This is a genomic window from Silvimonas terrae (assembly GCF_014202765.1).
Taxonomy (GTDB): Bacteria; Pseudomonadota; Gammaproteobacteria; order Burkholderiales; family Chitinibacteraceae; genus Silvimonas; species Silvimonas terrae.
Map to the genome: position 1 here is coordinate 101579 of NZ_JACHHN010000001.1, position 19072 is coordinate 120650.

A 19072-nucleotide genomic window follows, 5' to 3' on the forward strand; every position below is an offset into this window, starting at 1 on the left:
ACCCGCTCTGGTTTAGTCCGGGTCTTTGGCTTTCTGCAACGCGCTGTCGCGCACGTCCGGGAGGTTGTCGAAGAACTGCGGCGCAGGCGTGACATGGAGCATGCTGACCGGCAGCAATTGCAAGTCGCCATTGAACGGCAAATCCCGGGTGAAGGTGTGGTCGTCGCGGTAGCTGGACAACACCAGAAAACCGCACATGGCCACCAGGCCCGCGCCGATCAAGGTGTAGAGCTTGCGCCGGGAGAGCGCTGTGGCCAGTTTCAGGTGCAGATAGGCTGCCACGGCCATGACCGCCAGCCAGACAAGGCTGGAGGTGATCAGCGCCAGCGTGCTGTCATGCGCCAGGTAGCCCAGCCTGGCCTCGAACGCCTGCAACGCCAGGCTAGCCAGCGCCAGTAACGAGCCCAGCGAGATATATTCCAGCAGTACGGCCCGGTGATTCAGCAGCCGTGCCAGCAAAGCCCAGATGCTGGCCCAGATCAGCGTGCCGGCCAGCAAGGTGCCGGCGGTGACGGCGGTGTCGGACGGTTTGATCTGGGTGAACACATGGGTGTTGCTGCTCCAGCTTAACAAGCCCACATTGAGCAGCAGCAGGGCGAGCATGATCCACACATTGCCCAGCAATTGGGACACCCGCCACAGCAAGCCGTCATGCAGTACGGTGGGGGAGACGGCCGATTGCGGGCTGCGCAATTGCAGTTGCGTGCGGCCAATGCGCACGCGGTCGTCGGTCTTGACGCGCGCCAGGGTAAAGCGCTGGCGGTTGCTGGCATAACTGCCGTTTTCGCTAGAGAGGTCTTCCAGCACCCAGCCACCATCGGGCGAGGGCTCAATGCTCAGGTGACGGGCCGAGACGGCTTCATCGTCAATCATCAGATCGTTGCTGTAATCCCGCCCGATGATGACCGGAAAATGCGTGAATTTCTGGCGCTGCGCCACCCGGCCATGCCGGTCCAGGATTTCCAGAATCAGTGGTTCGACCATGCCACCGCTCCCAGAAACTTGCGGCCCAGCCGCACTGCGTTGTCGTAACTGACCCCGCCTACCACCAGCCGGTTGATCAGCCCGCTTTGGCTTTGATCCAGCGTGGCGCTCATGATCACCGCATCAAACAGACCCGGCAATTTGCGATGCGCCCGCAGGCAGAACACGTTTTTCATGGGCAGGCCATCTGGCTGGCGTACAAAGGCGGTCTTGCAGGCAAAGTTGCCCACGTCTTCGCGTGTGGCGTCCGGGATATGGGTTTCCATGCTGAACTGGCTGCTGTACAGATGCGCAAATTGCAGGTCGGTCAGCCCTTTACTCTGCACATAACTGCGGCTGTAGTAGACCGTGCCGGTTTCGTAGTCTTCGGTCAGGAAAATATTGCTTTGCGTGCCGCAGCGCATGGCCAGCGCGCTGTAGCGTTTTTCTTCGCCATGATCTTCAGCACCCCAGCAGCGGAAGAAATCCGACCAGTCACGCGGGGTGCGGTAATGATCCAGCGTATCGGTGGTGAGTGGTGCGGCCAGCAACCGGCTGGCCAGCGCGTTCTGTTCGGCCAGTAACTGGGTGTCCATCAATTTGAGCATCTGGCTGGCGCTGTTAATCGGCGCGCTGGCGCGTTGCTGCAACAACGCCACGGCATAACGGGCAGGCACCAGAAAACCCACATCATTGCCGGAGGTGGCGACATTGATCCCGATCACATGGCCGGCTTCAGTCATGGTGGGGCCGCCGCTCATGCCCGGGTTGATGGCACCGGTAAAGTGGATTTGTTCGCGCAGGCTCTTGGGCAACAAGCCGTTGTAAAGCCCACGCACAATGGTGAAATCCAGATCGAGCGGAATCCCGAACGAGTACAGCGTGGTGCCCTTGTCCAGTGGGCCGGCATCCAGTGTCAGGTGAGTGCCCAGGGGTGTCGCCAGTTTCAGCAGCGACAGGTCGTGCACCACATCAAACCCGGAGACCGAAAGCGGCACCACGCTGCCATTGGCGCGCACGGCCTCGGCCCGGAATGATTCGGGGTGCCACACCACTTCAGAGATCACATGGAAGTTAGAGATCACATGGCCGGCATCATCGACCGCAAAGCCGGTACCCAGCGCGGTGCGGTTATTGCTGCGCTTGTCCATGATGCGGACCTGCACCACGGCATCTTTGTACTGGCGAAAGACCTGGGGCGTGTCGGCCAGCGCGGTTTCCGCGGCAGTGACGCTGGTCGCGCCCAGCAAGAGGCAACTGGCAAGAAGGGCAAGAAGGGTATGCAAGGCGGGCCGGGTGTGTATGTTTTAAGCCTCATCTTACCTGTGACATGTCCGGTCCGCGATCAGTCTTTCAGTGTTTGTCACCAAACCACAACGCATGCTGACGTCGGGCCAATTGTTGCGCTACAGCACTACCGCTCACGTGTTGCGGCCGGGTCAACGGCAGTGGACGCTCTAAAGCCGCAGCGGCTAGAGTGGCGGTCTTGCCGCACCTGATCACGAGCCATCATGTACAACCGTTATTCCTTTAGCTGCACCCGCTGTGGACAAACCCACGTCTGCGATACCGGCTGCGCCTTTGAAGTGCCCTATCACTACTTCAATCTGAGCGACGAACAAAAAGCGTCGCTGGCAACTCTGGATACCGATTTTTGCAGCATCAAACATGACCACCAGACGGATTACTTTGTCCGCGCTGTGCTGGAAATGCCGGTGCATGACGACGCTAACCTGATGTACAGCTGGTATGTCTGGGTGGCGATTGATGAAGCCACCTGGACGGCCTACCAGGCGTTCTTGCGTGGCGAAGGCCCGGCCATCAATGGCGCGGGCTGGTTGGCCAATCAATTGTCGGCCTACCCGGAAACCCTGAACCTGCAAGTGGAGTTCCGTCCCCGCGCGGGCGGCCTGCGCCCGCTGGTCTTTGTGCAGCGTATTCCGCAGCAAATGGCGCACCCGCTGTTGCAGCATCAATATGGCGGTTTTGGCGTGGCGCAGTTGCAGGCACTGTCTGAACACCTGGTCCATGCCAACAGCACAGAGAGCCCGACCAACGCGGACTAAGACGTGTGGTCAGCCAGTCGCAAGCTACTGGCTGACCGTCCGCCTGTGATGCCTGATGGTGTTCTGCCCGGCCCGCACGCGCCGGAAGTCATCCCGTTACCACGACTTGGTTTGCTCATGGCAGCATGTTGCTCAGCCCGACATTTGATACGGGCAAACAAAACAACACGGCAACCGCAGGCAAGGGATGATGGGGAATCAGGAAAAACGCGGCGCACGGCGCGTTCCAGTGAACTGTGAAGTCAAACTGCGGTTTCGCGACGCCGCACCGGCGCAATACGGCACCTGCACCGATCTGAGTGTGGGTGGCATGACCGTGCGGACCAGTTACGTGCCGCGCCTGGAAGAAGTCTTTGACGTACTGATGATGCCGCCTGCCGTGGGCGGCAGCCGCAAACCATTTGCCGCCACCGTGCGGGTGCGGCGCTGTCATGAAGTGGAGCGCGGGCGGATGTATGAACTGGGGCTGGAGATTGTGGAGGTTTTGCAGTAGCTGGCTGGAGCCTCTTTGTCGCCCGGATGAAGGCGCGCCCCTTGGCGGTCCCCTTGCGCCGGAATCCAGTTCGGCCACCGCAGGTGGCCTTTGCTGGCAGATGCCACTCGTAGCCCGGATGAAGCGAAGCGGGAATCCGGGGTAGCTGGCCTGGTTCATATTGCTGTGGAACGTAGGGTGGATTCGGAGCGTGAGCGACAATCCACCATTGATATGTGTGTTAGCGCCTTGTGGCGCGGGTTGGGAAAGCCTTTTGATACCGGCGGTGGCCGGAGCACGTCACTTTCTTTGCGTCGCCAAAGAAAGTAACCAAAGAAAGGCGACCCCAGCCTGGCGGCCCTCCGGGCTGCCCTCAGTCGGTCGGGAGCCTAAGGTCTCCCTCCACTCCTTCGGCGCTTGGCTTTAACGGGGGAGGAAAGTCAAAAGCAACCCCAACCCCAGCCCCAACCCCCGCAAATCGTTTGTGCGCAGTCGGGGTTTGTCATGTCGGGTATTTCGTCACCTTGGCAGTCCTTCACCTGCGCCTCAACCCGCCGCCGGCTTTTTATCGTTGGGCAACGGTTTGACGGAGCGTAACTGATGCGCGGAAATCTGCTGGATGGCGTGAAGGTGCGCTTGCAAAAGGGGCAGTGTTTGCGCAGCAAATTGCCGCACGTCCAGGTCATTGCCAGATTCGGCTTCCTTCGAGAACAGATGTACCGCATCCTGGTGCGCTGCCACCTGGTACTGGATATACGCGGCATCAAACGCATCGCCCTTCAAGCCAGAGAGGCGGGTTAATTCGGCCTTGAGGTCGGGGCTGTTTTGCGGGTGCAGGTCATGCTTTTTGCCGCGCGCCAGGCGGGTGAGCCGGTCGGCCAGTTGCTGATGATCTTCAATCATATGGCCGGCAAAATCCTGCACATCTTTACCCTTGGCTTGTTTGAGCGCCAGTTTGCTGGTGGTCATTTCCGCATTGCCGGCGGCACCGGCCTTGTCGATAAAGACAATGTCATCCGGTGCCAGACGGGCATTGGCAGCAGTGGCGGCTTCGCGCTCGACAATGCCACCGCGTGATGCTGCATCATTGACCGCATACAACTGGGTACAAGACAGACCCAGCAAAGCGGCCAGGGTGGGGGACAGGACAGGGTGCATAGCGTTCTCCGTATCAGATCAGCATGCACTCAGCATGCACCGGGGCATGGCAAGGGTGATGTCGGACCAGCGCCTGCCTGCGTGGCTGAATGTGCGGCAAGGGCTGTCGGTGTTTGCTGGCAAGGGCGCGTGGAGGCTAAAAAGCGGGGACCATCCGGCCCCCTTGAAAGGCGCATCGCAACGTCATGGGGTCGCACCGCCATCGCAAAACGGTGTTTACGTCGATCAGCACGGTTTTATCCTGCCCCTGCTGTGGTGATGACACTATCGGCGTGCATCCTACGTGGCGTAAGACGCGCTCAGGCGGTCAGTTCGCGGGATAGTGCCAGCACGTGTTCACGCAGCCAGCGGTGCAAGGGGTCGGCGTGGCGACGCGGGTGCCAGGCCATGGTGACGTGGACGACCGGCGTGCTGACCGGCAAGGGGAAGATCGCCAGCGGCAGTGTCGGAGCCGTCCAGCGGGCAAAGACTTCCGGCACCGTGGCGATGAAGTCGGAGGCACACGCCATGGTCAACGCGGACTGAAAGCCCGGTGCCACGGCCGTCAGCCGGCGTTCCGCGCCCAGTACCGCCAGCGCGTCATCGACCGGCCCGCAAGCCAGTCCGCGCCGCGATGCCCCAATGTGCGGCCAGCGGACAAAGTCATCCACCGTGACCGGCCGACCTTGCACGATAAGCGGATGCCCCTGGCGCACCACGCCGACAAAACGCGTATCAAACAAGGCACGGTTGTGGATTTCTGGCGCATCAATGTCCAGTACGCCCAGCTCCAGATCGGCCGAGCCGCTACGCAGAAACTCAAAATTTTTCTCTGCCCGTGGCATGAAGCGCAAGCGCACGCCGGGGGCTTCGGCCACCAGCCGCTCGGCCAGGCGGATACCCCAGACGCCGGTAAAGCCGTCATTGGCGCGCAGCACCAGGGTGGCTTTGACGGTGGCCAGATCCAGCGTTTGCGGTACCAGCAAACCGCGCACGTCTTCCACTGCGGCGCGCACGCGTTCTTGCAGGTTCAGCGCGCGTTCTGTGGGGACGAGTTTGCGGCCCGCCAGTACAAAGAGCGGGTCTCCCAGCGCGTCACGCAGATGCGCCAGCCGCCGGCTCATGGCCGGCGCGCTGATGTTCAGCCGCCGGGCTGCGCCGGCTACGCTGCCTTCGGTAAGCAGGGCGTCCAGGTCGATGAGGGTGTTGAGGTCGAGGCGGGGCATGGTTTTAATAGGTGGGTTAATGGGTCAGGTTGTTGGTACGGAAGGGCGGTGATTGCACTCACTTTGTGGTAAAGCGCCACGGCGTAGACCGGATGGAAATCAACTGTGTGCAAGAATAGTTGGGTGCTCGCCCACCACCTCGTCATTCCCGACCCGCCATCCGTAGGGTGGATTCGGAGCGGCAGCGACAATCCGCCATGGCAGCGGTGGATTGCTATGCAAATCCACCCTACGGCGCACAAGCCGGCTCAACCAGTGCAAACGGTGCACGCATCAATTAATCATATTGCAGTTTTTGCATCTATGCATGCCGTCCACAATCAACGCATCTACAGAATCCTCACCGCGATGCGTCATGACTCCTTCTGCGACAACCATTCACCCGCTAGCGCGGTTTGCACCGTTGGGTGCGGTGTTGATCTGGTCCGGCAATACCATTGTCAGCAAGGCCGCGGCGACCCAGATTGATCCGGCCTCGATCACCTTTTATCGCTGGCTCCTCGCCGTACTGGTGATGACCCCGTTTGTGTTACCGGGCGTGCTGGCCCGCCGGGCGTCCATTGCCAGGTCCCTGCCAAAGCTGGCGGTGCTGGGTGGCTTGGGGATGGCGTTGTATCAGGGGCTGGCGTATGTGGCGGCGCATCACACGTCCGCAGTGAACATGAGCGTCATGCTGATGCTGGCACCGCTGTTGTCCGCCGTGCTGGCGGGTTTGCTGGCGCATGAAGGTTTGCCGGTGTACCGCCTTGTCGGCGCGCTGGTGTCATTTGGCGGGGTGATTGTGCTGGTTACGCATGGGCAACCGGCGCAATTGCTGCACGGCCAGTTTGGCGTGGGGGATGTCTGGATGCTGGTTGCGGTCACGTCCAACGTGATTTACGGGATTCTCTACAAACGCTGGGCCATTGCGTTGCCGACCTGGACGCAACTCTATGTGCAGGCCAGCATTGGCGCGCTGCTGGTGCTGCCGTTCTGGCTGGCCGGGCCGATGACACCGCTGGCGGCCGGTAATGCGCCATTGGTTCTGTACGCGGGTACTGCCGCATCGCTGGGGGCGCCGTTTTGCTGGATGCAGGGCATCCGCGCGCTGGGCGTGGCGCGCACCTCGCTGTTTCTGAACCTGTTGCCCATGCTGGTGGCGTTGCTGGCGTGCTTGCTGCTGGGCGAACACCTGTATGCCTGGCACGCGGTGGGCGGTTTGATTGCCTTTGCCGGCGTGGTGCTGGGGTTGGGTTTGATCAAATGGCCGTGGCTGCAAAACAAAGGGCATGCCACAACGTGACATGCCCCGGTAATGGTGGGAAGAGGGCGCCTTACAGCCGGAACTTGCCCACCATCTGGTTCAGCCGTGCCGCGACGTTTTCGATTTCACCGGCAGTATCGGTCGCGCGGTGAATCGACGCCGTGGTTTCTTCCACCATGCGGGAGATATCTTCCACGCGGCCGGCAATGCTGTTGCTGGCCTCGCTTTGTTCCCGCGTGGCGCTGGCCATTTCATTCAGGCGGCCCAGCGTGGCTTCGGCGCCACCATGAATGCGACTGAGCGATTCCGCCACATGGCGCGCGACGTCAACGCCATGCTCCACCTGCGGCAGTGCCTCATCCATGACCGCGACGACGGAGTCGGTCTCGGTCTGCACATCGGCCAGCATTTTTTCGATATCCACGGTGGCACTGCTGGTGCGCTCGGCCAGTTTGCGCACTTCATCCGCCACCACCGCAAAACCGCGACCTTGTTCGCCAGCGCGGGCGGCTTCAATGGCGGCGTTCAGTGCCAGCAAGTTGGTCTGCCCGGCAATTTCCTTGATCACAGCGGCAATGCTGGAAATCTCGCGGGATTTGGCATCCAGATTGCGTATCTGGCCAGAGGCACGCGATACGCTGCCGGCGATATTGCCCATGGCGGTGGAGGCTTCATTGACCTGGGTGACGCCTTCGGCGGCCAGTTCTGTCGCCATGCGGGAGGTCTGTTCCGCGTCGCCGGTGTTGTCGGAGATGTGGTTGATGCTGACCGTCAGTTCTTCCATGGCAGCGGCCATGGACGATGTGGAATCGGTCTGGCGGCCAGCAGCGTTGGAAATCTCGCGGCTGGCGCTGGCAATGGATGACGCGTGATGCTCCAGTTGGCGCGCATCGGTCTGGATGTCCGACATGACGGTGGAGAGCGACTGGCGCATGCGTTCCACTTCACCCAGGATACTGCGGGATGGCGCATTGATGCGCTGGTTGCTGGTCAGATCGCCCGCCGCCACACGGGACACCAGTTTCACCACTTGATCCGGTTCACCACCCAGTGCACTGGTCAGGCCACGCACGGCGATAATCAGGATGGCGCCGATAATGGCGGCCATCGCCAGGCAGATGATGACCTGCCAACGGGCGTTACTCCAGAAGCGTGCATCGGCTTCGGCAAAGCTGATGCCACTTCCCACCACCCAGCCCCACTTGGGCGTGCGCACGGCGACCGACAAAAGATCAACCACCTTGCCGTCACGCTTGCTGTCCCACCAGTAGTCCGTCATGGCGCCGCCGGATTTATCCAGCGCGGACGCGGCAATCGCCCCGACGCTATTGCCTTTGGAGTCTTTGAAATCGTTAAAGCTGGTGCCCACCAGTTGCGGGTCCAGCGGGGTGGCGACAAACACCAGTTTGTCATCCGTGACGTAGACGTATTCGGATTCGTGATACTTGTTTTCGCGCAGAATCTGCGCCGCCAGGGCTTTGGCGTCGGCTTCACTCATTTTGCCGCTGGCGCTGGCGTTTTCCATCTGCACGATGGTGTTGTAAGTGGTTTTCACCAACTGCTTGATCCGCGCGCGGTTATCCTGGTCGCTGGCATTACGCAGCACGTACAGCCCTACGAGCATCATGCCCAGCAAAAACACCAGCACAACAGTCGTCAGGCCCCAGGCCTTCTTCTTCAAAGTCATTTCAAAATCCCCTGTTTGGCATGTCCGGTCGGCCCGACGTTCTGGCGACGCGATGCCGGCCTTTGCTTTGTAGCATTTTTAGCATAATCCGCTGGAGCGGCTTGCTCCGCATTTAAGCAAAACATTTGAAATGTGACTGTAACAAATTCGCGTTGAAAACAGTTGAAACCTTTGCAGCTAAAGGGGTAGAGGCGGATTTTGAGGTGGGTGACACTTAGCCAATGGTGTCAGGTTTCGGCAACAATTTATGCTGACACGTCTGTGCGCGGGCCAACAGTAGCGTTCGTTCCGGAATATTGCGGGTCAGTGACGCGGCGCGCTCAAAGGCCACCGCGGCTTCGGCAAAGCGGCCCAGACGGAACAAAAAATCCGCTCGGACTGCGGGCAGCAGGTGATAGCGCTGCAAGGCGGGTTCATCTTGCAGTGCCTCCACCGCGGCCAGACCTGCCTCCGGGCCAAAGGCCATGCACACGGCGACGGCACGGTTCAGTTCTACGACCGGGGAGGGCGAGACCTGCGCCAGGGCATCATAGAGGGCGCAGATTTCCTGCCAGTCTGTTTCCGCTGGCGTGCGGGCGCGGGCATGGCAAGCGGCAATACCGGCTTGCAGTGCATACGGACCCAGCAAGCCACCCAGCGCCCGTGCGCGGTCCAGGGCGGTCAGGCCGCGCTGGATCAACAGGTGATCCCAGCGCGCCCGGTTTTGTTCCAGTAACAAGATAGGTTGGCCGTGGGCATCTATACGGGCGCGGGCGCGGGAGGCCTGGATTTCCATCAGCGCCACCAGACCGTGAACCTCTGAGTGATCGGCCGCGAGCCCGGCCAGAATCCGCCCCAACCGCAGTGCCTCGTCACACAGCGCCGGGCGCATCCAGTCATCGCCGGCGGTGGCGGCGTAGCCCTCATTGAAAATCAGATAGATCACCGCCAGCACGGAACCCAGCCGTTCGGGCAGGGCGTCTTTCTGTGGCATTTCAAACGGCACTTGCGCGGCAGAGAGGGTGCGTTTGGCCCGCACAATGCGCTGGGCGATGGTGGGTTCGGGCACCAGAAAAGCCCGGGCGATTTCATCGGTCGATAGCCCGCCCAGCAAGCGCAAGGTGAGGGCCACCCGGCCTTCCGGCGGCAAGACCGGATGACAGGCGATGAACAACAGCTGTAATACGTCGTCATCGACCGGGTTATCCAGCGCGTCGATGGGGTCAGTCGCGGCCAGTTCCCGTTCAATAGAGAGATCCCGGCCCAGCTCTGCGTGTTTGAGTTGTTGCAGCTTGTGGTGGCGCAGCCGGTCCAGCGCCCGGTGTTTGGCGGCTGTCATCAACCAGGCCGCCGGGTTGTCGGGTACACCGGTGAGTGGCCAGTTTTCCAGTGCAATCACCAGCGCATCTTGCGCCAGTTCCTGGGCCAGCCCCACATCCCGCAGCATGCGGGTCAGCGCGCCGATGATGCGGGCAGATTCAATACGCCAGACCGCTTCAATGGCCCGGTGGGTAGCAAGCTGGGTCACAACAGGGTTCCATCAGCAAACAGGGCGGCCAGGCGGCCGCCCTGAGCCCGCCAGTTAGTGGCCTTGTTTAGCCATTTGTTCACGCATGCGCTCTTCTGCCGCGCGGGCTTCTGGCGTGAATTCGTCGCCAAAATCTTCGGCTTCAAACACCTGGCGGATTTCGATATAGCTGTCCGTACGGAACGGGTTGGGCGAGCGCTTGACCCACTCAATACATTCTTCCAGCGATTTGGTCTGCATGATCCAGAAGCCGGCGATCAATTCTTTGGTCTCGGCAAACGGGCCATCAATCACGGTGCGCTCTTTGCCAGAAAAACGGATACGCGCCCCTTTGGCGCTGGGTTGCAGACCTTCACCGGCCAGCATCACGCCGGCCTTGACCAGTTCTTCGTTGTATTTGCCCATGGCGGTGAGCAATTCTTCTTCCGGCATCGTGCCGGCTTCAGATTCCTGAGTGGCTTTGACCATAACCATAAAACGCATGATGAAGCTCCTTGAGATTGAGGTTGGGACGCCGCTGGCCGCGTGGTTTTTCCGGCATCTATGGGGACGACGAACCAGCCACGACAGCATCGACATGCTCGACGATTATTTTTTTGCCAGGCGCGTTACACCGCAAAACGCCCGCCCGGAACGGGCAGGTTAGACCATGTTGCTGCCGCTTGCGCAAGCGTTGCGGGCCAACCGGCATACTCGTAATGGAGAGTGCACATTACATTCTTGCGGGTTTGCGGCGGAATCCAGCGTTTTCTTGGTGATTTTTACGGTGTTTTACCGACCATCTCGCCCGCGTAGCATCAGACCGTCTGTTATCAGCGAGGCGGCCTGACGCCCTGGCGCAGCCTCGTGAATGCCAATGTATCCGAGGCCCCCGCATGAAATATCCATACGCCTGGTTGTTGTGTTGTCTGTTCCCCGTACTGACTGCCTGTGCCAACCCCCCGGAACCCCAAGCCCAACCCAAAACCTGGTTCAGCCTGGGCTTGATTGCCTACAACTACACCAACCGCACCATAGATACCTACTCCGTGAATGGGGCGGGGGGCGGCAATGTGTTTTTGAGTCGCTCCAGCGCAGGGGGGAGCAAGACCACTTGCTGTAGCGGCTTCAGCCTTAAAGACCCCCTGCCCAGGCAATACCGTATTCAATGGGGTGGGGACGAATGCCGCTATACCCAAGTCTCCAGCTACGATGGTACGCGGCGCAATGATGCGCGCATCCTGTGGCGCGAACAAACAGTCTCCCTCAGCGCTGCCGACATCCACGTCCCGCCTGGTGAAGAACCGGCCTACTTCGAAACCCACTTCTACCCGGACGGTCATGTGGAAGTGGCGGTGACCAGCCGCCCGTCTGCCCCGCGCCTGATCCTGCCGATTGACCCCGACACCGGCCGCCGCCCCGGTGTGCCCTATCTGCCGGAGCGTTGCACCCCCGCCCAGATTACCCAGCCCGGGTACCCGGAACTGTATGACTGGATTGTGCTGCCAGACGGCCTGATCGAGAACGACCCGGTATTCAATCACCACAACACCCCCCCTGCGCCCGCCCTGCCGAGAAATGAACCATGACCAATACCACACCCAACGATGCCCTGGTGCTTAGCCAGACCGCCGCGGCCCTGCAGACCAGCGCCGATGATGCGGTGGCTAACCCGGCCCACGGCGCGCTGACCGCCCAGACCCAGACCCCGGTAGGGCCGGGCACGCCGTACAACCGCGAAGACTTTGGCCTGTGCTGCCATGACGTGAAACTGGCCATCTTTTTTGATGGCACCGGCAACAATATGGATGCCGATCTCCCCAGCCGCAAACACAGCAACGTGGCCCGGTTATTTCGTGCTCATCCGCTCAACGACTCGGTGGCCGCCCACTTTGCAATTTACGTGGCCGGTCTGGGCACCTATATGGCAGACATTGGCGACCCTGGTGGCAACCTGGGCAGCGGTTTTGCCCGGTATGGCGAGGCCCGGCTGGAATGGGCCTTTGCCGAAATCACCCGCGTGCTGACCGGGGGGGACCCCCAACGCGGGCAGGCCGGCTATGCCCCCTGGAAAATTCGCAAGATAGACCTGGCGCTGTTCGGCTTCTCCCGCGGGGCGACAGAGGCCCGCGCTTTTGCCAACCTGTTGCAGCAGCGCAGCAAGGCCGATGAACACGGTAACCGCAGCCTGGATATCAAGGGCGCCCAGGTGCCCATCCGCATTTATTTCATGGGGTTGTTTGATACCGTGGCCTCGGTGGGCATCCCTGCCAGCGCCAGTGCCAACAGCAGCGGTCAGTCTCTGACCGGCTGGCTGGGCCACACCCTGGATCAGCGCCGGTTGAGTGGCGAGACCCCCACCCGGCACATGGGCAAGGCAGACAGTGGGCTGCCTGCTGAAACCGGCAACGGCCTGCAACGCATTGCCTGGGGGCAGGCCGCCGGGGCCAACCCGGTGCAGGGCACCTGGGGGGACGGCACCAACGGCCACGGCAGTTGGGTCCAGGACTATGGCCTGGCCATTCCGCCGCGCCCGTTTGTGGCGCAGTGCCTGCACCTGGTGGCGGCGCATGAAATCCGCAATTCCTTCCCGCTGGATTCAGTGCGGGTAGGGGCGGTGTACCCGGACAACTGTACCGAAGTGGTGTATCCGGGCTCGCACAGTGATGTGGGGGGCGGGTATCGGGCTGGAGAGCAGGGCAAGAGCCTTGATGATGGTTCGAAATTAAGCCAGATCACGCTGTATGCGATGTATCAGACAGCGGTCTCAGTTGGCGTGCCCCTGGAAAAGCTGGGTAGTCTTCATGACCTTACTGTTGAACGGGACTTTGTTATAGACAGCAAACTCATCCAGGACTTCAACCAATACTGCCAGCTCACCGGTCTTGCCAATGCCTCTGCCCCACTCGGACAACTGGTCAACACGCAGATGCAGCACTGGCAACACTGGCGGCTGTGGCGCATGGCCCACGGCCGGGACGCCCAACTGGCCGCGATTGCCCAGCAAGAAGCCCAGTACAAGGCCGAGCATGCGCGCATTCAGGCGGAACTGGATGCCGAAGAAAGCAACCCGGCACGGCTCAAGGCCGTTAACCGTTACCAGGACTGCCGGGACCGCGCTGCGCAACTGTGCTCGGGCCGGTCGCCCACGCATGAAGCGGTGGGCAAAGCCTGGGACGAGCTGGACGAGGCCGAACGTGAATGGCGTACCGCCAATGACCCGTGGAACCGCATCCACGCCCGGCTGGAAGCCCTGCCCAAATACGAAGGCCAGTTCTCTGCCGCCCTGCAAGTGTATGACCGGGCCCTGCTCAAAGACCTGGCCTACCTGACGGACCCCTACAACGCGCCGACCGGCAAACCGCCCTTGCGCCCGCACTACGCCCGGCTGGTGGCCGTGGCAGACCTGGTTGCCCGGCAGCAGGGCCCCGCAGCGCAAATTGCCGACTTTTTTGACCGGTACGTGCATGACTCTCTGGCGGGTTTTGCGGGCGACGCCACGCTGCCTTCTGACCCGCGCATCCATTACCTGGGTGGAGACCTCAAGTCCCTCTTTGGCCAGCGCCAGCCAGACGTGGCGCAGACCCGTACCGCCATCGTATAACCCCGCCCCTGGAGCCCTTTATCATGCAATTGACCCCCCTTACCCTGCTGCTGGCCGCCGCGCTGAGCCAGAGCGCGTGTGCCACGCCTGCAGACACGCCCCCTCAACCCAAAACCTGGTTCAGCCTGGGCTTGATTGCCTACAACTACACCGACCGCTATATCGACACTTACTCTGTCAACGGCGCGGGGGGGGGGCAATGTTTATGTCAGCAACGCCCATGCCGGGGGCGGGGGCACTACCTGTTGTACCCAGTTCGGAATCCATAACCCTTTACCCAAGCAATATAAGATTCAATGGGGAGGGGAGGGGTGTCGATATACGCAAATTGGGGATTACACCGGCTGGCGGCATGATGACGTTCGTACATTATGGCGAGAGCAAACCGTCTCCCTCACAGCCTCCGACATCCACGTCCCCCCGGGTGAAGCGCCGGCCTACTTCGAAACCCACTTCTATCCGGATGGTCATGTCGAAGTGGCCGTCACCAGCCGCCCGTCTGCACCGCGGTTGATTTTACCGGTTGACCCGGCCACCGGGCGGCGCCCCGGCGTGCCGTATCTGCCGGACTGGTGTACCGCCGCCCAGATCAGCCAGCCGGGTTACCCGGAACTGTATGACTGGATTGTGCTGCCGGATGGGCATATCGAGAACGACCCGGTGTTCCATCACCGGCAACCCCCGGCGGAATAAAACGGCATGTCAGGCGGCAGACCAAACCGCCTCAAACCACCAGGTGGTCTGTGGCATCAAACACCCAACCGTCTTCATACACTACTTCAAACAGGTGTCCGTCCGGGTCCTTGAAATAACCAGCAATACCCCAGGCGTTTTCCGTGGCCGGTTTGACGATGCTGCCGCCGGCCGCTGCGGCCAGTGCCAGCGTCTGGGCCACTTCTGCGGGCTGGTGGGCCACATAAGCCAGTGCCATCCCGCCAAAGCCATGGCCCTGAGGCGTGGCGCTGTTGCAGTCTTGCGCCATGGCGTCACGCGCTAACAAACCCAGCACCACGCCGCCCAGATCAAACTTGGCAAAACCGGCATGGCTGGTGGCGGCCAATGTCCAGCCCAGGGCTTGATAAAACGCAGTGGCGCGGGCGACGTCGGCCACACCCAGCAAAACAAGGTTGAGTCGGGGGCGCATGGTGGATACAGGATGATTGAATTGGCCCAGCTTAGCTGATCTGCAACGGATGTCGCGGAGGAGGGCAAGAGCAGCAAAATGTGGGGCGGGTTCAAGCGGTGTTGGCGGCCCGCGCTTCAAGAAATGCCATGCGCTGCCGATAGCCTGTTTGACGCTTGTATCTTCATGTATCAACGCCTCCCGGATTCTATCCATGACGGTTATTGCCCCCATTTCTACCAGCCTGTTACCCGTTCAGACCACGCTTGCCCCAACCAACACACAGGCGGCGACTTTGAGCCTGGCAAGCCAGCCCTCTGTCATGGTGAATCTGGGCACGTCCCAGGCGGGCGTGGATAGTCAGACTTATTCGGCGCAAGGCACCTTGTACCCTGGGCTGAGTTCGCAACTGGTCTGGAAAAATGCCGTGCAAGACCCGGTATCCATCCTGATGGGCAAGCATTTCATGGGCAACACGCTGGCCGACCGTTTCAAGGGCCTGGGCGCGGCCTTGCTGGATGGGTTTAGCAGCGGCAGCGGCAATTACAGCCAGAGCGTGAAGGTACAAAACACCGATGGCATAAGCAGCGGCAACGGTTTGCGTGCGGGGGTCTCGCTGCAGATCAAGACCAATAGCGGCACCCTGGTCACACTCAGTATCGACAGCCAGGCTGACGGGATGGATATCCAGGTCAGTAGTGACAGCAAACTTAGCGATGAAGAACGCGCCGCCATTGCCGGCCTGGCCGATGGTTTCCAGAATGCGCTGGATGGTTTGAGCCAGCAGCCGCCACGGCTTGATCTGGCGGGTCTGGCCGGTTACGACACCCATCAACTCAAGTCGGTGGATCTGCAACTGGACAGCCATCAAGGCATTACCCTGGGGGTGTCCGCCAGGGTTCATCTGGATCGCCAGACCAGTTCGGTTAACGTCAGCATGCCGCAGGGCAAAATGGCGCTGAGCGTGAACAACGGCAATATCATGGGGATTCAGGGTTCTGCCGGACAACGCGCGGCGGCGGTGGCCAATATGCTCAAGCAACTGGACGATGCGGCCAGCCGTGGTCACGGCGACCCGGCACTGGTTAACTTGTTCAAAGACGCCTTTACCACGCTCAATGGCAAGGCCGGGGCCACCAATCTGAACTTGCCGCTGGATGACCGCGAGCACGCCATGCTGACTGGCTTGTCCGATTTCACGGCGTCGATTACCGATACGCCAGTGAGCTCCAATCCGCTGCACCTGGATGAGGTGGACAAGTTTGAGTGGACTGCATCGCAAAGCACCACCCTCAAGGGCAACACCATGCTGGATCACACCCTCTCGCAAACGCAGAAAACGCATCTGACGGCGGCCTGGCACCGGCCGCTGGTGGCCGGCACACAGCTTAGGCTGACCACGGACCCGGATTCACAAAACTACTATTTTGACCAGGTCGATGACAGTGCCCAGAGCCAGGCAGACCTGGCTATGCAAAACGGGCAGATGGTGAGTGCCAGAGTGGCGCAATCGGCGGACCAGAGCCTGCACGAGACCAAGGTGGTCAAAAACAAGGTGATGGCCGACCAGACCACGCCAACACACAATGCCCGCACGCTGGATTTGCTGGGCCTGTTACAACAAACGCCGCGGACCATGAGCGCGGATGAGGGCGATGCCGATCAGAACCTGCGCAAGGTGCACGGACTGGTGTTGTTGTCGGCCAATCCGCGCGACCTGGGCTGAGCGCTGCAATCAGGGCGCGGGCACCGTGGCGCGGGCCAGCAAGGCCCCCAGCACCATGCGCAAGGTGGTCTGGCCATGCCAGTGTTCCCCCGCGCCGGTTTCCACATCAATGCCGCCGGCGTTGTGGGTATCGTACAAATCGCTCATCAGGCGGATGTAATCCGCGCTGTGACCACCCCGCGCCAGCATGGCCGGCCAGTTAGCCCGGGGCACGGCGTAGGGCTTGATCGGGCGGCCGGCCAACTCGCTCAGGGTCTGGGCGATGTCTTCCACACTCACCCGGCGTGGCCCCTCAATACTGACGATGTGTGGCTGATCGTTGGCGGGTTCTTGCTGCAATAACTGCGCCGCGGCCAGACCCACATCATGTGCAGAGACTGTGGCAAACGGGTGATCCAGCGGCGCATGCAGACTGGGGAGGGTATTGGTGGCCAGCGCAATCGGCAGCACGCGCGCCCAGTTCTGCAAATGCTCGGCCGAGCGCAACAGGGTTAGCCGGGTAGGGATGGTTTTGAGTTGGTGCTCCAGTTCATGAAACAACATGGTGATGCCGGTGCCCTGCGGCAGCTCTGCGCCAAAGTCAGACAAACCCAGCACCACCGCCGGTGGGGTGCGCCGCAGGGCATCGGCAGCCGTCTGGATCATCTGGCGCATGGTGTCGCTGGCGTGAGGATCATCTGCCGGCACCACCGGGCAGAGGATCTGTACGGCGTAAGCGCCTGCAATGGCGTGGGCGACAGCAGCGGCGTTGGTCAGATCGGCCTGCACCACTTCGCAGCCCGATTGTTTGAGGCTGACGGCCTGTTCCAGGTTGCGCACCACGGCCCGCACCGGCAGGCCGGCGTGGCGCAAGGTGGTGGCGGTCATGTGTCCGGCCTTGCCGGTGGCACCAAAAATGACAAACATGGAAGTCTCCTCGCGGATGGATGAGCCACCATCGTAGAGCGCACCACGCCGGCAGATGAGCGGGTATGGATGAAGCTGCGCAGAAGAGGATGATTGTTTTGGCCCGCGTGGCCAGGCCCGTTGCCGGGCCCGGTACACTGATCTGGTTGAAAAGGACTCCCTATGCCTGTCATGACCCCGACACCTGGTTCCACCATCAGTCTGCGCAATAGTGACGGCTTGGGCTGGCACGGCTTTGGCGCCGCGCTGGTCGGGGTCGGACAGGGCACGCACCGCATACCGGGCGGCGCACAGCACCGTATTGGCGTGCATGTCGGCAGCCCGGTGCGCGCCAATTGTGCTTGTGATGGCCGCCGCCAGGCGCGGATTCAGGCGCATGGCGATGCAGACATTATTCCTGCCGGGGTAGATGGCCAATGGACTGACGACGCCAATTGCACCATCTTGCGCATCTGGCTGAGTGATGATTTTGTGCGCGCCACGGGTGAACAACTGGCACTGAAACCGGCACAACGGTCTTTGCAGCCGCAACTACAACTGCGCGATACCCGTTTTCAGCATATGGCCTGGGCGTTACAGGCCGAACTGGAAGCCGCCGAAACCTCAGACCCGTTGCTGGCCGAGAGTCTGTGTACGGCCATGGTGGTGCGACTGCTGGGCGATGCGCCATCACTGCAGAACCGGCGCTACGCCTTGACCCCGCGGACTGCCGCACGGGTGGTGGATTACATTGAAAGCCATCTGGACCAGCGCCTGACGTTGACAGAACTGGCCGCGCTGGTGGATTTATCTGTGCCGCATTTCAAGGTGCAGTTCAAAGCGACACTGGGGGTGCCGGTGCATCGGTATATCGTGCAACGGCGGGTGGAACTGGCCAGGCATCTGCTGCTGGCGGGCAAACTCTCAGCCAGCCAGATTGCACTGGAGGCCGGATTTGCGCACCAGAGTCATATGGCGCACTGGATGGGGCGGTTGCTGGGCATACGGCCGCGAGACCTGCTGCGGGAGGGGTGACGCCGGGCTTGCCCCGCAATCAAAAGAACACAAAGGCCTCGTTGCTGTCGGGCAGGCCGCGCAACAGGGCGGCCAGATCATGCCAGCGTGCCCGTTCACATAGCCACAGCAAGGCGCGTAATCGCCAATCCATGCGTGCTGGCGGGATCACAGCCACGCAGGGTCTGGCATATAAAAAGCCGGGGCAGCGCAGGGGGCAGGTGGACATGCGGGTATCTCGGGTTGGTGATCAGCAATCAACTCAGCTTCCGGTCTGATGCTGCACGATGGCGCATGCCCTGGCGCGCAGAAAAAGAGGCTGTGCGCAGATATGGATGATTCCGCTACGCCACACCAGGCATTCACCCTGGTTGTACGGCAACATGACAGCCGGGTATTATCGCGGCGCCTGAGGTGTGTGTGATTGATCCGGCCTGACG

The 19072-nt window shown here is 61.2% G+C and carries 19 protein-coding genes; 9 read left to right on the plus strand and 10 right to left on the minus strand.

Annotated features, from left to right (window positions below; all coding sequences use genetic code 11):
* Nucleotides 1–12: 12 nt before the first annotated feature.
* Together HNQ50_RS00425 and HNQ50_RS00430 are read right to left on the minus strand one after the other, a co-directional pair.
* Nucleotides 13–984, minus strand: a complete 972-nt coding sequence (locus HNQ50_RS00425) for an FHA domain-containing protein (RefSeq protein ID WP_184096432.1) — start codon at nt 982–984, stop codon at nt 13–15.
* Nucleotides 969–2249: a S1 family peptidase gene (locus HNQ50_RS00430; RefSeq protein WP_184096434.1), complete on the minus strand. Its 1281-nt coding sequence runs from the start codon at nt 2247–2249 to the stop codon at nt 969–971. Before HNQ50_RS00430 ends, HNQ50_RS00425 begins: the two co-directional genes overlap by 16 nt.
* 225 nt (nt 2250–2474) lie before the next feature.
* On the opposite strand from HNQ50_RS00430, the gene HNQ50_RS00435 reads away from it, so the two are divergent.
* Together HNQ50_RS00435 and HNQ50_RS00440 are read left to right on the plus strand one after the other, a co-directional pair.
* On the plus strand, nt 2475–3029 hold the full coding sequence (locus HNQ50_RS00435) for a DUF2199 domain-containing protein (RefSeq protein ID WP_184096436.1): 555 nt from the start codon (nt 2475–2477) through the stop codon (nt 3027–3029).
* A gap of 190 nt (nt 3030–3219) precedes the next feature.
* Nucleotides 3220–3522 carry a PilZ domain-containing protein gene (locus tag HNQ50_RS00440; protein ID WP_184097856.1) on the plus strand — a complete coding sequence of 101 codons (303 nt, stop codon included), beginning with the start codon at nt 3220–3222 and terminating at the stop codon, nt 3520–3522.
* A 525-nt stretch (nt 3523–4047) separates the two neighbouring features.
* Here the strand turns inward: HNQ50_RS00440 and HNQ50_RS00445 are convergent.
* Nucleotides 4048–4659 carry a DUF4142 domain-containing protein gene (locus HNQ50_RS00445; RefSeq protein WP_184096438.1) on the minus strand — a complete coding sequence of 204 codons (612 nt, stop codon included), beginning with the start codon at nt 4657–4659 and terminating at the stop codon, nt 4048–4050.
* A gap of 299 nt (nt 4660–4958) precedes the next feature.
* Nucleotides 4959–5864, minus strand: coding sequence for a LysR family transcriptional regulator (locus HNQ50_RS00450; RefSeq protein ID WP_184096440.1), 906 nt, complete (start codon nt 5862–5864; stop codon nt 4959–4961).
* 355 nt (nt 5865–6219) lie between these two features.
* On the opposite strand from HNQ50_RS00450, the gene HNQ50_RS00455 reads away from it, so the two are divergent.
* Complete coding sequence (locus HNQ50_RS00455; protein WP_221302925.1) at nt 6220–7146, plus strand: DMT family transporter; 927 nt, start codon at nt 6220–6222, stop codon at nt 7144–7146.
* 31 nt (nt 7147–7177) lie between these two features.
* On the opposite strand, the gene HNQ50_RS00460 is transcribed toward HNQ50_RS00455, so the two are convergent.
* From HNQ50_RS00460 to HNQ50_RS00470, 3 genes are all read right to left on the minus strand, one after another.
* Entirely contained in the window at nt 7178–8794 is a 1617-nt protein-coding gene (locus HNQ50_RS00460) for a methyl-accepting chemotaxis protein (protein ID WP_184096444.1), read from the minus strand.
* Nucleotides 8795–9008: 214 nt separating this feature from the next.
* Entirely contained in the window at nt 9009–10301 is a 1293-nt protein-coding gene (locus HNQ50_RS00465; protein ID WP_184096446.1) for an RNA polymerase sigma factor, read from the minus strand.
* 54 nt (nt 10302–10355) lie between these two features.
* The gene (locus tag HNQ50_RS00470) at nt 10356–10784 is read right to left on the minus strand and encodes a YciI family protein (protein ID WP_184096448.1); all 429 of its coding nucleotides are present in this window, start codon (nt 10782–10784) and stop codon (nt 10356–10358) included.
* A 392-nt stretch (nt 10785–11176) separates the two neighbouring features.
* On the opposite strand from HNQ50_RS00470, the gene HNQ50_RS00475 reads away from it, so the two are divergent.
* The 4 genes from HNQ50_RS00475 to HNQ50_RS00490 all read left to right on the plus strand — a co-directional run bounded on the left by HNQ50_RS00475 (nt 11177) and on the right by HNQ50_RS00490 (nt 14577).
* Nucleotides 11177–11869 (plus strand): DUF3304 domain-containing protein, encoded by a 693-nt coding sequence (locus tag HNQ50_RS00475; protein WP_184096450.1) that lies wholly within the window; start codon nt 11177–11179, stop codon nt 11867–11869.
* Nucleotides 11866–13884 carry a T6SS phospholipase effector Tle1-like catalytic domain-containing protein gene (locus HNQ50_RS00480; protein WP_184096452.1) on the plus strand — a complete coding sequence of 673 codons (2019 nt, stop codon included), beginning with the start codon at nt 11866–11868 and terminating at the stop codon, nt 13882–13884. The genes HNQ50_RS00475 and HNQ50_RS00480 overlap by 4 nt, the downstream gene beginning before the upstream one ends.
* Before the next feature lie 23 nt (nt 13885–13907).
* Nucleotides 13908–14153 carry a hypothetical protein gene (locus HNQ50_RS00485; RefSeq protein ID WP_184096454.1) on the plus strand — a complete coding sequence of 82 codons (246 nt, stop codon included), beginning with the start codon at nt 13908–13910 and terminating at the stop codon, nt 14151–14153.
* 208 nt (nt 14154–14361) lie between these two features.
* Nucleotides 14362–14577, plus strand: a complete 216-nt coding sequence (locus tag HNQ50_RS00490; protein WP_184096456.1) for a hypothetical protein — start codon at nt 14362–14364, stop codon at nt 14575–14577.
* 31 nt (nt 14578–14608) lie between these two features.
* Here the strand turns inward: HNQ50_RS00490 and HNQ50_RS00495 are convergent, their stop codons facing one another.
* Nucleotides 14609–15028, minus strand: coding sequence for a VOC family protein (locus HNQ50_RS00495; protein ID WP_184096458.1), 420 nt, complete (start codon nt 15026–15028; stop codon nt 14609–14611).
* A gap of 193 nt (nt 15029–15221) precedes the next feature.
* Between HNQ50_RS00495 and HNQ50_RS00500 the strand changes: the two genes are divergently transcribed.
* Complete coding sequence (locus tag HNQ50_RS00500; RefSeq protein WP_184096460.1) at nt 15222–16733, plus strand: hypothetical protein; 1512 nt, start codon at nt 15222–15224, stop codon at nt 16731–16733.
* 9 nt (nt 16734–16742) lie between these two features.
* Here HNQ50_RS00500 and HNQ50_RS00505 read toward each other — a convergent pair whose 3' ends face one another.
* Nucleotides 16743–17639 carry an NmrA family NAD(P)-binding protein gene (locus HNQ50_RS00505; protein ID WP_184096462.1) on the minus strand — a complete coding sequence of 299 codons (897 nt, stop codon included), beginning with the start codon at nt 17637–17639 and terminating at the stop codon, nt 16743–16745.
* Between the two features lie 162 nt (nt 17640–17801).
* On the opposite strand from HNQ50_RS00505, the gene HNQ50_RS00510 reads away from it, so the two are divergent.
* Complete coding sequence (locus HNQ50_RS00510; protein ID WP_184096464.1) at nt 17802–18653, plus strand: AraC family transcriptional regulator; 852 nt, start codon at nt 17802–17804, stop codon at nt 18651–18653.
* A gap of 19 nt (nt 18654–18672) precedes the next feature.
* On the opposite strand, the gene HNQ50_RS00515 is transcribed toward HNQ50_RS00510, so the two are convergent.
* Nucleotides 18673–18861, minus strand: coding sequence for a hypothetical protein (locus tag HNQ50_RS00515; protein WP_184096466.1), 189 nt, complete (start codon nt 18859–18861; stop codon nt 18673–18675).
* Nucleotides 18862–19072 lie beyond the last annotated feature (211 nt).

Coding starts and splice junctions, on each gene's coding strand:
- HNQ50_RS00480 (WP_184096452.1), top strand. CDS start 11,866: ATGACCAATACCACACCCAACGATGCCCTGGTGCTTAGCCAGACCGCC.
- HNQ50_RS00450 (WP_184096440.1), bottom strand. CDS start 5,864: ATGCCCCGCCTCGACCTCAACACCCTCATCGACCTGGACGCCCTGCTT.
- HNQ50_RS00500 (WP_184096460.1), top strand. CDS start 15,222: ATGACGGTTATTGCCCCCATTTCTACCAGCCTGTTACCCGTTCAGACC.
- HNQ50_RS00485 (WP_184096454.1), top strand. CDS start 13,908: ATGCAATTGACCCCCCTTACCCTGCTGCTGGCCGCCGCGCTGAGCCAG.
- HNQ50_RS00460 (WP_184096444.1), bottom strand. CDS start 8,794: ATGACTTTGAAGAAGAAGGCCTGGGGCCTGACGACTGTTGTGCTGGTG.
- HNQ50_RS00440 (WP_184097856.1), top strand. CDS start 3,220: ATGGGGAATCAGGAAAAACGCGGCGCACGGCGCGTTCCAGTGAACTGT.
- HNQ50_RS00455 (WP_221302925.1), top strand. CDS start 6,220: ATGACTCCTTCTGCGACAACCATTCACCCGCTAGCGCGGTTTGCACCG.
- HNQ50_RS00505 (WP_184096462.1), bottom strand. CDS start 17,639: ATGTTTGTCATTTTTGGTGCCACCGGCAAGGCCGGACACATGACCGCC.
- HNQ50_RS00425 (WP_184096432.1), bottom strand. CDS start 984: ATGGTCGAACCACTGATTCTGGAAATCCTGGACCGGCATGGCCGGGTG.
- HNQ50_RS00435 (WP_184096436.1), top strand. CDS start 2,475: ATGTACAACCGTTATTCCTTTAGCTGCACCCGCTGTGGACAAACCCAC.
- HNQ50_RS00515 (WP_184096466.1), bottom strand. CDS start 18,861: ATGTCCACCTGCCCCCTGCGCTGCCCCGGCTTTTTATATGCCAGACCC.
- HNQ50_RS00495 (WP_184096458.1), bottom strand. CDS start 15,028: ATGCGCCCCCGACTCAACCTTGTTTTGCTGGGTGTGGCCGACGTCGCC.
- HNQ50_RS00475 (WP_184096450.1), top strand. CDS start 11,177: ATGAAATATCCATACGCCTGGTTGTTGTGTTGTCTGTTCCCCGTACTG.
- HNQ50_RS00510 (WP_184096464.1), top strand. CDS start 17,802: ATGCCTGTCATGACCCCGACACCTGGTTCCACCATCAGTCTGCGCAAT.
- HNQ50_RS00470 (WP_184096448.1), bottom strand. CDS start 10,784: ATGCGTTTTATGGTTATGGTCAAAGCCACTCAGGAATCTGAAGCCGGC.
- HNQ50_RS00445 (WP_184096438.1), bottom strand. CDS start 4,659: ATGCACCCTGTCCTGTCCCCCACCCTGGCCGCTTTGCTGGGTCTGTCT.